Origin of the sequence: Amycolatopsis echigonensis, assembly GCF_014174495.1 — a bacterium.
Classification (GTDB): Bacteria; Actinomycetota; Actinomycetes; order Mycobacteriales; family Pseudonocardiaceae; genus Amycolatopsis; species Amycolatopsis echigonensis.
On sequence record NZ_JACJHR010000050.1, the window covers coordinates 57,582 to 68,901 of the forward strand.

Sequence of the window (11,320 nt, forward strand, 5' to 3'; positions counted from 1 at the left end):
TGGACCTCCGTGTTCGACGCGTGCGGTTACCCGCCAGTCAACTTAGCGTGCCGTAGACCTTAAGACCATGCTGGCACGGGGCGCGCGGCGAGGTCGTGACATCGTGTCCGGGTGCACGAACCACCAGCTCTCGATCTCGTCGACGAGACCTTCCTCGTGGTGCCCCCGTCCACCGTCGCGGCGGCGTTCGCCGACCCGCGCTCGTGGCGGCGGTACTGGCCCGACCTGGAGTTGCGGGTCTACACCGACCGGGGGGACAAGGGACTGCGCTGGACCGTCACGGGCGCCTTGATCGGTACCATGGAGGTCTGGCTGGAACCCGTTCTCGACGGCACCGTCCTGCACTACTTCCTGCGGGCCACGCCGGCCGGTCCCCGCGGCGTCCCGCGCGAGCTGAGCCCGCGCGAACTGCGCCGCGAATTCGACCGGCGGGCGCGCGCGGCGAAGGACGTGGCGCTGGGGCTGAAGGAGATCCTCGAGGACGGGCGCGAGCCGGGGGTTCCGCCCCGGACCGTCGAGTAGGAGGCTCTTGTGCGGGTTCACGTCGTTTCGGACGTGCACGGCAACGCCGACGCGCTGAAGCGGGCGGGGGACGGGGCGGACGCGCTGGTCGTGCTCGGCGACCTGCTCGACTTCGTCGACTACCACGACCACGACAAAGGCATCATGGGCGTGCTGTTCGGCGCGGAGAAGGTCGGCGAGTTCGCCCGCCTGCGCCGCGAAGGCACCAGGGACGAGACGGTCGCCTACTCGCGCACGCTCTGGGCCACCCTGGACGATCCGGCCGCTGCGGTCGACGAAGCGATCCGGGAGCAGTACTCCACGTTGTTCGCCTCGATGACCGCGCCGACGTACGCGATCCCCGGCAATGTCGACGCTCCGTCGGCGTGGCCGGACTTCGCCGGCGAGGGCGTGCACCTGGTCGACGGCGAGGTCGTCTCCATCGGCGGCCTGCGGTTCGGCTTCGCCGGCGGCGCGGTGCTGCCCGACGGCGTGCTCCCGCGTCCGCGCAAGGGCGCGGCGTGGCGGCCGTACCTGCGGGCGCGCGAGGAGTTCGACGCGGCGGTTTCGCTGCTGGAGGAGGTCGACGTCCTCTGCACGCACATCCCGCCCGCGGTGCCCGAACTGACCTACGACGTGGTCGCGCGCCGTGCCGAACTCGGGTCGAAGGCGCTGCTGGACCTGATCCAGCGGCAGCGTCCGCGCTGGTCGGTGTTCGGGCACGTGCACCAGCCGCTGGCCGTGCGGCGCCGGGTCGGGCACACCGAGTGCCGTAACGTAGGTCACTTCAAGGAGACCGGGCAGCCCTACGTGCTGCGCTGGTGACTGTGCTCTCCGGCTACGCTTCGTCCCATGGCCGAGCAGTCCACGCAGTCCATCGAGGTCGACGCCGAGCCCGCACGGGTGATGTCGGTGATCTCCGATTTCCCCGCGTACCCGGAGTGGGCCAAGGCGGTCCGCGAGACCGAGGTGCTCGCGACCGACGACGCGGGCCGGGCGAAGCAGGTGAAGCTCACCCTCGACGCCGGGCCGATCAAGGACGTGTACACGCTCGAGTACGACTGGGACGAATCCGGTCTCGGAGTCAGCTGGCATCTGGTCAAGGGCCAGATGCAGAAGGCGCAGAACGGCCGGTACGCGCTCGAACCGCTCGGCGGCGGGCGCACCCGCGTCACCTACACGCTGTCGGTGGAGCTGGCCCTGCCGATGATCGGCCTGCTGCGGCGCAAGGCGGAGAAGATGGTCATGGACACGGCGCTCAAGGAGCTCAAGCGCAGGGCCGAGGGCTAGATGCGCATCCTGCTGTTCACCGGCAAGGGGGGTGTCGGGAAGACGACGCTCGCCGCGGCTACCGCTGCCGCGCTGGCCGGCCGCGGCAGGAAGACCCTCGTCGTGTCCACCGATCCGGCGCATTCGCTCGGCGACGCGTTCGGCACGCCGCTCGGCAATGAACCCTCCGAAGTGGACCTCCGCCGCGACGGCACGCCGCCCGGTCTGTGGGCGGCGCAGGTGGACTCCCGGGCGCTGGCTGACCGCACCTGGCACGAGCTGCGCGGCGAACTGCGGAAAGTGCTGGCCGGGGCCGGTCTGGACGTCCTGGACGCGGAAGAGCTGACCGTGCTGCCTGGCGTCGACGAGCTGCTCGCGCTGAGCGAGGTGCGACGGCTGGCTTCGCAGGGGCCGTGGGACACCGTGGTGGTCGACTGCGGTCCGACCGCTGAGACGCTGCGGTTGCTTTCCCTGCCGGAAGCCGTGTCGGGCTACTTGGGCCGGGTGTTCGGCAACCGGCGCGTCGCGGCGTCGGTCCGGCGGCTCGGCGCGCATCTCGACGCGCTGCGCGAGCTGCTCACCGACCCACGCGTGACGACTGTGCGGCTGGTGCTGACACCGGAACGAGTGGTGGTCGCCGAAGCCCGGCGCACGCTCACGTCGCTCGCGCTGCGCGGCATCGCGGTGGACGGCCTGATCGCCAACCGGCTCATGCCCGCGCCCGGGTTCTGGCGCGGTTCGGCGGCGAAGTGGCTGCGCACCCGGCGCGAGCAGCAGGACGCGGTGCTGGCGGAACTGGCCGAGGCCGGATTCGGCCCGGAGGAGCTGGCCCGCGTCGAGCACCGGGCGAGCGAACCGGTGGGCGCGGAAGCGCTCGCCGAGCTGGCCCGCGAGCTGTACGGCAGCCGGGATCCGTTGTCCGGCAACGGAAAACCGGTCACGCCGCTGTTGTCCGTCGCCCCGGACGGGGACGGCTTCCGGCTGCGGATCGCGCTCCCGCTGGAAAGGGACTCGGCGGTCGACCTCGCCCGCGTGGACGACGACTTGGCGATCACCGTGGACGGGTTTCGCAGGCTCGTCGCCCTGCCCGAGACGCTGCGCCCGTGCCGGATCACCGGCGCGGAATCCGACGCCGACGGCCTGGTGGTCAGCCTGGCCGGGAACCGGGAACCCGGATGAGCGAAGAACACCGCGAAGAGCACGACGCGGGGTCGTTTTCCGACGGCCTGAAGCTGGCCGAGGAGATCCGGCTGCTGGTCGAGATGGTGATCGAACGCGCCGCGCCGTGGCTGGAAGGCGTCATGGCCGCCGGACACGGAGACCGCACCGGCCCCGAAGAGCCGGGCGCGTCCGGTGTGGAGGACAGCACTTCGGGATGCGGGTGGTGCCCGCTGTGTGCGATCGTCGCCGTCGTGCGCGGTGAGCGGCCGGAGTTCGTGGCCAGGGTCCTCGAACAGGCCGCCCAGCTCGTCGCGCTGCTGCGGGCGGTGCTCGCGGACCGGTGGGAGCCGGAGGAGGGCGTGCACATGCCGGGGTTCCGGCCCGCCGCGCATCCGCCCGCGCCGACCGGGGCGGGAGCGTTTTCGGAGCCGTCGTCGCGGGTCCAGCACATCGCCGTCCGCAAGCGCGCGGAGTGGCAGCCGGAGCGGGAGAACTGATTGCTGACCGTAGGGGTGGACGTCGGCGGCACCAGCGTGCGCGCCGGCGTCGTGGACGAGCGCGGCTCGCTGCTCGACACGGCGCGCGTCGGGACGCCGAGCGAGGAGAACGCGCTCGAAGACGCCATCGCCGGGGTCGTCGAGGACCTGCGCAACCGGCACGACGTCGCCGCGGTCGGCCTGGCCGTGGCCGGTTTCGTGGCCCGCGACCGCCGCACGGTGATGTTCGCGCCGCATCTCGCCTGGCGCAACGCCCCGGTGGCGGACCGGATCGCGAAGCGCGTCGGCCTGTCGGTGACACTGGAGCACGACGTCAATTCGGCGGTCGTGGCCGAACACCGCTTCGGCGCCGCGCGCGGTGCGAGGGTGGCTGCGCTGGTCGCGCTGGGCACCGGAATCGGCGCGGGTTTGTTGCTGGACGGCGAGATCTACCGCGGTGCGCACGGAGTCGCACCGGAACTCGGCCACCTCACCGTGGTGCGCGACGGCCGCGCGTGCCCGTGCGGCAAGTACGGATGCTGGGAGCGCTACTGCAGCGGTACGGCGCTGGCCGCGACCGCGGTCGAGCTGCTGGCGCGATACCCCGGCCGTTCCACCGTGCTGTCGCGGGAAATCGCCGGCGACCCCGGCTCGGTCACCGGCCGCCGAGTGGCCCGCGCGGCTCGCGACGGCGACCCGATCGCCTTGCGCGCCATGGCAGAACTGGCGAAATGGCTGGGCGAGGGACTGGCGCTGGTGGCGGACGTCTTCGACCCGGAGATCATCGTGATCGGCGGGGGAGTGTCGGAGTCCGCGCCGCTGTTTCTGGACGAGGCCCGGGAGCACTACGCCGGGGCGATCACCGGCGCGCGGCACCGGCCGTTGGCCCGGATCCGCACGGCGCACCTCGGGGACGACACGGCGATCGTCGGGGCGGCGGCGCTGGCGATGGACACGTTGTGAGTGCTGATCACGGTTCTTGCCGGGATTAACACGCACGACGTTCTGTGGAAGGCTGGGCCGGGTGACGCCGATGACCGCCAACCGCTTCGTGCGGTGTTCCTGCGGCAGGCAGCACTGGGGCGCGTTCGGCGCGGCCGGGTTGTTGTTGTGCGATCCCCGCCGCGGCGTGCTGTTGCAGCAACGTGCGTGGTGGGTGCACAACGGCGGCACGTGGGCCTTGCCCGGCGGCGCGCTCGAAGCCGGCGAGACGGTGCCCGAGGCCGCTGCCCGGGAGGCGTGGGAAGAAGCCGCCATCCCCGCGTCGGCGTTCCGCGCGATGTCCGCTTCGGTGCTCGACCACGGCGAATGGCAGTACACCACCGTCCTCGGCCTGGCCGACAGCGCGTTGCAGGCCCAGGTCGCGAACGAGGAAAGCGCCGAGATGCGCTGGGTCCCGCCGGACGAGGTGGCCGCGCTCGACCTCCACCGCGATTTCGCCGCCGCCTGGCCGGTGCTGCGCGAGCAGCTGGGCCGGGAACTGGTCCTGGTGGTCGACGCGGCGAACGTGATGGGCTCCCGCCCGGACGGCTGGTGGCGCGACCGCCGCGGCGCCGCGGAACGGTTGCGCGACCAGCTGACCGCCCCCGCCGAACGCGGTCTGCGCGACGACGTGGCGGGCATCGGCGCGGGACCGGCGTGGTCCTGGTGGCCTCGCGTGGTGCTGGTGGTCGAGGGCAAGGCCAGGGGAGTGGAACCGATCCCGGGCGTCGAGGTCGTCGCGGCGGAGACCGACGGCGATTCGAAGATCGTCGAGGTGACCGCCGTGGCGCGGCAGCGTCCGGATGATCATGTCGTGGTGGTGACGGCGGACCGCGAATTGCGGGGCCGGGTCGGGGAGCTGGGCGCGCGGGTGCTTGGTCCGGGAACGTTGCTGCGGGAGCTGGGCGAACGCCGTCCAGGGCACTGATCGCGGGCACTGAGCCGGCGAGCCAAGAGTGTCGGCGCGCCAAGCAGCCGTCACACGGTCTTCACCGATCCCCCGTCGACAAGGTGGTCCGCCCCGGTGATGCTCGCGGCCAGCGGCGACGCCAGATACGCGATCAACGTGGCCACCTCATCCGGTTCGACCAGGCGGCCGGTCAGCATCCCCGCACCGGCGGGCAGCCCGGCCAGTAAATCCTCGTGCGACAACCCCATCGACGACGCCAGCTCGGCGCCGTAGCTGTCCGGACCTTCCCACAGCGCAGTGCGAACCGGTCCGGGCGAGACAGTGTTGACCCGTACGCCCCGCGGTCCGAACTCCTCCGCCAGCGCCTTCCCGAACGCGGTCAGCGCGGCTTTCGCGGTGGTGTAAGCGATCGGGCCCGAGTGCGGCATCCGCGCACCGTTCGAGGAAACCGTGACGATCGCGCCCCGGCGCTCGACCAGATGCGGCAGCGCGGCCCGGGAAGCCCGTACCGCGGCGAGGAAATTCAGCTCCAGCATGTCCGTCCACTGCTGATCAGTGAGCGCCAGGAAACCTCCGGCCTGCCCGCTGGCGCTGTCGCCGCCGCCGACGTTGTTCACCAGGACGTCCAGCCCGCCGAGCTCCGCGACGGCCTGGTCGATCAACTGTCCGGGGCCGTCTGGAGCCGAGAGGTCCACCGCGACGGGCACCGCGCCGGTTTCCTTCAGCTCCGGCGTGATCGTGCGGGCGGCGGCCACCACTCGCATCCCTTCGCCGATCAGCGTGGAAACCGTGGCGAGTCCGATTCCTCGGCTCGCTCCGGTGACGACCGCCGTCTTGCCGCTCAGTTGCAGGTCCATCGGGACAACCCCCAAAGTGTGTCAAGGACGATGCGACTAAGCTAGCAGTTGCAACATCAGTGACGCAACTAAGTATCGAGTGGCAACCATGGCGTAAACTGAGCGGCATGGAGAAACGGGCCCGGCGCGCGGACTCGGAACGGACGGCCCAGGCGATCCTCGAGGCCGCCGAACGCGTGCTCAGCGACAACCCGTCGGCGACCATGGAGCAGATCGCCGAGGCCGCCGGCGTCTCGCGGACGACCGTGCACCGCCGGTTCGCCAGCCGGGAAGCGCTGGTGGACGCCATGACCCTCTGGGCGACGCAGCAGTTCCAGAACGCGCTCGCCAGCGTCCGTCCCGACGTCACGCAGCCGCTGGTGGCGCTTTACCAGGTGACCGCGAACGTGCTGCGCGTCAAGCTCCGGTGGGGCTTCGCAATGAACGCGCACCGGGCGGAAGAAGGCGTCCTGACCCCGGACGTCGTCGCCCAGTGCGACGTGTTCTTCCGGCGGCTGGCGGAGAGCGGCGCGCTGCGGCCCGGCGTCGACCTGGTGTGGGCGCGCCGCGTGTACTGCGCGCTCATCCACGAAGCGGCGCAGGACCAGGACTCCGACGACCCGGACGCATTGGCGACCCGTGTCGTCGACACCGTGCTCGGCGGCTTCGGCAAACCAGGTCTGACCGTGGGCTAGGCAAGCTCGGCGACGATTTTCGCGATCCGCCGCTCCCGCGTCTCGGCACGCTTGGCCGACGTGACGGCTTCGGCGCGTTCCCGTTGTGCGGTAAAGGAAAGCTTGTCGAACGCGGCCCGCGCGCCGGTCCGTTCGGCCAGCGCCGCCGCGAGGTCGTCCGGCACCTCGACCGTCCGCTCGGCGAGGTCCGCTTCGAGCGTGACCTCGACCGTCTCCCCGGCGGCGACCCCGGCCGCCTCCCGGTTCGCCGCGCTGAGCGGCAGCATGAACTCGCCGGAGTAGACCGCGACCGTGCTCCGGTAGGTGTGCGGGCCGATCGTCACCCGGACCTTCGGCTTCCGTCCCTGGCCGAGCGCCTCGACCACCTCGGCCGGGACCCGCAAGCCGGTGGCGGTTTTGCCGTTGAGCTCGACGAGCGTGCGGAACGTATGCGACATCGCTGCCTCCCGGGCCAGCTAAGCGTGCGGCACGCCGTCGCGCATCTCGGTGACCAGCGCGGCGACCACGGCCTTCAAGGATCCGTTGTACTGCTTCGCGACCGCCCGCTGCCGCTGATAGCTCGCGCCGACGCGGAGGATGTGCTCGACATCGCGCAGTTCGCGGACGCAGTCCAGCCGCTTGGCGACCGGTTCCAGCCGGTCCAGCAGCTCGGCGAGGTCTTCGGTCACGAGGCGTTCGCGGCCGGCCGCGTCGAGGATGACGATCGCGTCCAGGCCGTAGCGTGCGGCGCGCCACTTGTTCTCCTGCACGTGCCACGGCGGCAGCACCGGCAGCGCTTCGCCCTTGTCGAGGCGGTCGCTGAAGTCGTCCACCAGGCACTGCGTGAGCGCGGAAATCGCGCCGACCTCCTGCAGCGTCGGCAGCCCGTCGCACACGCGCATTTCGATGGTGCCGAAATGCGGGGCCGGGCGGATGTCCCAGCGGATCTCGGAAAAATGGTCGATCACGCCGGTGGTGAACATGTCCTCGACGTACCCCTCCAGTTCCGCCCATTCGCGGAACTGGAACGGCAGCCCGGCGGTCGGCAGCTGCTGGAACATCAGCGCCCGGTTCGAGGCGTACCCGGTGTCCTCGCCGGACCAGTACGGCGACGACGCGGACAGCGCCTGCAGGTGCGGCGCGTAGCGCAGCAGCCCGTCGAGCACCGGCAGCACCTTGTCCCGGTGGTCGAGCCCCACGTGGACGTGCACGCCGTAGATCAGCATCTGCCTGCCCCACCACTGGGTGCGGTCGATCAGCTTGGCGTAGCGCTCCTTGTCGGTCACTTTCTGCCGGTACCACGAGGAAAACGGGTGCGAGCCGGCGGAGAACACCTCGACGCCCAGCGGATCGGCGACCCGGTGCACCTCGTCCAGCGCCTCGTCGAGGTCGTGTTTCACCTCGCCGACCGTGCGGCAGACGCCGCTGACCACCTCGATGGTGTTGAGCAGCAGTTCCTGTTTGATCCGGGGATGCTCGGCCCGGTCGTCCGGGCGGACCGCGGCGAGCAGTTCCTCCGCGACCGACCGCAGTTCGCCGCTGCGCCGGTCCACCAGCGCGAGTTCCCATTCCGCGCCGACGGTGGAACGCCGGGACGCGTGGAAGTCGATCCGCATGCCCGCCCGGTCAGACCTGGGCGCCGTTGCTCGGGTCCGCGCCGGGCGGCGGACCCTGGCGCACGCGCAGCAGGAGCAGCGCGATGCCGGTGGCGAGCGAGAGGATGCCGAGCGGCGTGGCGAGCGCGGGACCGACCCCGATCAGGTTCGGCACGATCAGCAGCAGGAGCCCGACGACGAAGAACAGCAGCACGATGAACGCGCCCTTGCGCCAGCGCGGCAGCGGCGGCGGCTCCGGCGGCACGTAGTGCTCGTCGTCCTCGGCCGGGTCGCCGGAGAACATCGTGGCGTCCCAGTCGGCGCCGCCGGTGCGCCAGCCCTCCGGCGGCGCGGACGGGGCGGGCGGGTCCGCGGACGGCTTCGGCTTGGCGCCGCCCGCTTCGGGTTCGGCCTTGGAGGACGCGTCGGGTTCGGCGGACGCGGGGCCGGCGCCGGAGAACGGGTCCTCGTCCAGGAACACGCCCACGCCCTCGGCTCGCAGGTCGGCCACGATCTCGGCGAACGTGGCGTCGACGTCCTCGGGTCCGTCCGCGCCTTTCCCCCGGTTCATCCGGCACCCACCTGTCCCGCCCGCAGCTGCCGGGCGAAGTCGACACTGCGGCTGAAGATCAGCTCCGCGTCGTGGTCCTGCGTCGCGACGTGGAAGCTGTTCTCCAGCACCACCTCGGTCACGTTCGTGCTCGAGATGCCGTCCAGAACGATCTGCGAGTTCTCGGGTTCGACGATGTGGTCGACCCGCGAGTGCAGCAGCAGCACCGGCTGCGTCACCTTCGGCAGGTCGGCGCGCACGATCTTCCACAGCCGGGCCAGGCTCGCGGCGGCTCGCACCGGCGTGCGCGGGTACGCCAGTTCGACCTCGCCGGGCTTCGCGATGTCGTTGCCGATCGCGCGGATCGAAGGGACCACTCGCGACAGCAGCGGCAGCACCTTGGCGTCGAGGCTCAGCCGCGTGACCGACGGGTTGACCAGCACGAGGCCGGAGATGTCCGCGCCGAACTCCTCGGCGAGGCGGAGAGTGAGCGTCCCGCCCATCGACATCCCGCCGACGAACACCTGGTCGCAGTCCGCGCGCAGCGCCAGCAGCGCCTCGCGGACGGTTCCGTACCAGTCCTGCCAGGTCGTCCGGTTGAGGTCGCGCCAGTGCGTGCCGTGCCCGGGCAGCAGCGGGCAGCGCACCGCGAAGCCTTCCCGGGCCAGGTGCTCGCCCCAGGCGCGCATGCCGTGCGGCGTCGCGGTGAATCCGTGGCAGAGCAGGAAGCCGGCCCCGGAGGAACCCGGGTGGGAGAACGGTTCCGCGCCGGCGAGCACGCCCATCACGAACGCCCTTCCGAATCGAAGCGGTGGAGTCCTCCCATGCTCTCACGACGAAGCCGGGTTGTGGGTCCCCCTCGCGGAAGCGAGGATCCTTCCGGTTCCGCTGTGAGATCGGTCGCTGCCCCCGGGTGACCGCCCGTTCTCGCGTTGTGCGGGCCGGTCCTTGTTCCGTACCCTGGCCTGCCGGGGCCCGCGCGGGCAGGAAAGGACTGGAACCCGGTGCTGTACTGGCTGATGAAGTGGGTGTTCATCGGGCCGCTGCTGAAGACGCTGTGGCCCACCAAAGTCGTCGGCGCCGAAAACATCCCCGAGACGGGTGGCGCCATCCTCGCCGGCAACCACCTCGCGGTCGCGGATTCGTTCTTCATGCCGCTGCGGGTCAAGCGCAAGGTCACCTTCCCGGCGAAATCGGAGTACTTCACCGAGCCCGGGTTCAAGGGCCTGCTCAAGAAGTGGTTCTTCACCGGCGTCGGCCAGTTCCCCATCGACCGCTCCGGCGGCAACGCCGCGCAGGCCGCGCTCGACACCGCGATCCGGCTGGTCAAGGACGGGCACCTGCTCGGCATCTACCCCGAGGGCACCCGTTCCCCGGACGGGCGGCTGTACAAGGGCAAAACGGGCGTCGCCCGGATCGCGCTCGAATCGCGCGGCGTGGTGATCCCGGTGGCGGTGATCGGCACGGACAAGGTCAATCCGATCGGTTCCCGGATGTGGTGGCCGCGGCGGCTCGAGGTGCGCTTCGGCAAGCCGCTCGACTTCTCCCGCTACGAGGGCCTGGCCGGCGACCGGTTCATCGAACGGTCGATCACCGACGAGATCATGTACGCGCTGATGGAGCTGTCCGGCCAGGAATACGTCGACATCTACGCGGCCAAGGCCAAGGAACTGCTCGCCGCCGAGGCGGCCGGGGTCAAGCCCGCGGTGCCGGCCCAGGCCCGCGGCCTGGACGCCGACCGGGTGCCGGAAACGAAGGCCGGGTAGCGCCCTACTAGAGTTCCCCGGTGCGTTTTTTCTACGACACCGAATTCATCGAGGACGGCGTGACGATCGACCTGGTGTCGATCGGTGTCGTTGACGAGCGCGGACGCGAGTTCTATGCCGTGTCCACCGATTTCGACCCCGGACGGGCCGGGGCTTGGGTGCGGGAGAACGTGCTGCCCAAGCTGCCGTCTCCGGCGGATCCGGCGTGGCGGAGCCGGGAGCGGATCCGGACCGACCTGCTGGAGTTCTTCGGGAAACCGCCGGGCGGGATCGAGCTGTGGGCCTGGTTCGCGGCGTATGACCACGTGGCGCTGGCGCAGCTGTGGGGGCCGATGCCCGCGTTGCCTCGGCAGCTGCCCCGGTTCACCCGGGATCTCCGTCAGAGGTGGGAGGACGCGGGAAAGCCCAAGTTGCCTGCTGCGCCTGGGGATCAGCATGACGCGTTGGCTGATGCCCGGCATAACTTGCAGCGGTGGGAGGTTATTGAGGAGGCTTTCCGGAGGCGGTGAGTCGTTCTTGGGGGTTCGGCTCGTCGCCTGGCGGCGACATTGCACCCGGGCCTCGTTGGGGGCACCCCGAAGCTGAGTGTGACTACGGCGCG

Annotated in this window: 15 protein-coding genes; 10 read left to right on the forward strand and 5 right to left on the reverse strand. The window is 71.0% G+C overall.

Translation table 11 applies throughout. From position 1 onward, the window contains the following. Positions 1–111: 111 nt before the first annotated feature. The 7 genes from H5411_RS29470 (at position 112) to H5411_RS29500 (ending at position 5,316) form a co-directional block, all read left to right on the forward strand. The gene (locus tag H5411_RS29470) at positions 112–522 is read left to right on the forward strand and encodes a polyketide cyclase / dehydrase and lipid transport (protein ID WP_101434815.1); all 411 of its coding nucleotides are present in this window, start codon (positions 112–114) and stop codon (positions 520–522) included. A gap of 9 nt (positions 523–531) precedes the next feature. Then, on the forward strand, positions 532–1,326 hold the full coding sequence (locus H5411_RS29475) for a metallophosphoesterase family protein (protein ID WP_101434814.1): 795 nt from the start codon (positions 532–534) through the stop codon (positions 1,324–1,326). Between the two features lie 27 nt (positions 1,327–1,353). Next, positions 1,354–1,791 (forward strand): SRPBCC family protein, encoded by a 438-nt coding sequence (locus H5411_RS29480; protein ID WP_101434813.1) that lies wholly within the window; start codon positions 1,354–1,356, stop codon positions 1,789–1,791. Next, entirely contained in the window at positions 1,792–2,949 is a 1,158-nt protein-coding gene (locus tag H5411_RS29485; protein WP_101434812.1) for an ArsA family ATPase, read from the forward strand. After that, positions 2,946–3,428, forward strand: coding sequence for a hypothetical protein (locus H5411_RS29490; RefSeq protein ID WP_101434811.1), 483 nt, complete (start codon positions 2,946–2,948; stop codon positions 3,426–3,428). The genes H5411_RS29485 and H5411_RS29490 overlap by 4 nt, the downstream gene beginning before the upstream one ends. A gap of 15 nt (positions 3,429–3,443) precedes the next feature. Then, positions 3,444–4,370, forward strand: a complete 927-nt coding sequence (locus tag H5411_RS29495; RefSeq protein WP_101434810.1) for an ROK family protein — start codon at positions 3,444–3,446, stop codon at positions 4,368–4,370. Between the two features lie 61 nt (positions 4,371–4,431). Further along, positions 4,432–5,316, forward strand: a complete 885-nt coding sequence (locus H5411_RS29500; protein WP_101434809.1) for an NUDIX domain-containing protein — start codon at positions 4,432–4,434, stop codon at positions 5,314–5,316. Between the two features lie 50 nt (positions 5,317–5,366). On the opposite strand, the gene H5411_RS29505 is transcribed toward H5411_RS29500, so the two are convergent. After that, complete coding sequence (locus H5411_RS29505) at positions 5,367–6,155, reverse strand: oxidoreductase (protein WP_183125701.1); 789 nt, start codon at positions 6,153–6,155, stop codon at positions 5,367–5,369. A 107-nt stretch (positions 6,156–6,262) separates the two neighbouring features. Between H5411_RS29505 and H5411_RS29510 the strand changes: the two genes are divergently transcribed. Then, positions 6,263–6,829, forward strand: coding sequence for a TetR/AcrR family transcriptional regulator (locus tag H5411_RS29510; RefSeq protein ID WP_183125702.1), 567 nt, complete (start codon positions 6,263–6,265; stop codon positions 6,827–6,829). Here H5411_RS29510 and H5411_RS29515 read toward each other — a convergent pair. Genes H5411_RS29515 through H5411_RS29530 form a run of 4 tightly spaced genes read right to left on the reverse strand, consistent with a single transcriptional unit; the run spans position 6,826 to position 9,738 of the window. Further along, positions 6,826–7,266 carry a YdeI/OmpD-associated family protein gene (locus tag H5411_RS29515; RefSeq protein WP_183125703.1) on the reverse strand — a complete coding sequence of 147 codons (441 nt, stop codon included), beginning with the start codon at positions 7,264–7,266 and terminating at the stop codon, positions 6,826–6,828. The two genes, H5411_RS29510 and H5411_RS29515, sit on opposite strands and share 4 nt — an antisense overlap. Before the next feature lie 18 nt (positions 7,267–7,284). Continuing rightward, the gene (locus tag H5411_RS29520; RefSeq protein ID WP_183125704.1) at positions 7,285–8,424 is read right to left on the reverse strand and encodes a glutamate--cysteine ligase; all 1,140 of its coding nucleotides are present in this window, start codon (positions 8,422–8,424) and stop codon (positions 7,285–7,287) included. A gap of 10 nt (positions 8,425–8,434) precedes the next feature. Then, complete coding sequence (locus tag H5411_RS29525) at positions 8,435–8,974, reverse strand: hypothetical protein (protein ID WP_183125705.1); 540 nt, start codon at positions 8,972–8,974, stop codon at positions 8,435–8,437. Next, positions 8,971–9,738 (reverse strand): alpha/beta hydrolase, encoded by a 768-nt coding sequence (locus H5411_RS29530; protein ID WP_101434804.1) that lies wholly within the window; start codon positions 9,736–9,738, stop codon positions 8,971–8,973. The genes H5411_RS29525 and H5411_RS29530 overlap by 4 nt, the downstream gene beginning before the upstream one ends. A gap of 219 nt (positions 9,739–9,957) precedes the next feature. On the opposite strand from H5411_RS29530, the gene H5411_RS29535 reads away from it, so the two are divergent. Beyond that, positions 9,958–10,719 (forward strand): lysophospholipid acyltransferase family protein, encoded by a 762-nt coding sequence (locus tag H5411_RS29535; RefSeq protein WP_101434803.1) that lies wholly within the window; start codon positions 9,958–9,960, stop codon positions 10,717–10,719. Positions 10,720–10,739: 20 nt separating this feature from the next. Next, on the forward strand, positions 10,740–11,228 hold the full coding sequence (locus H5411_RS29540; protein WP_101434802.1) for a polyadenylate-specific 3'-exoribonuclease AS: 489 nt from the start codon (positions 10,740–10,742) through the stop codon (positions 11,226–11,228). The last annotated feature ends 92 nt before the right edge of the window (positions 11,229–11,320 follow it).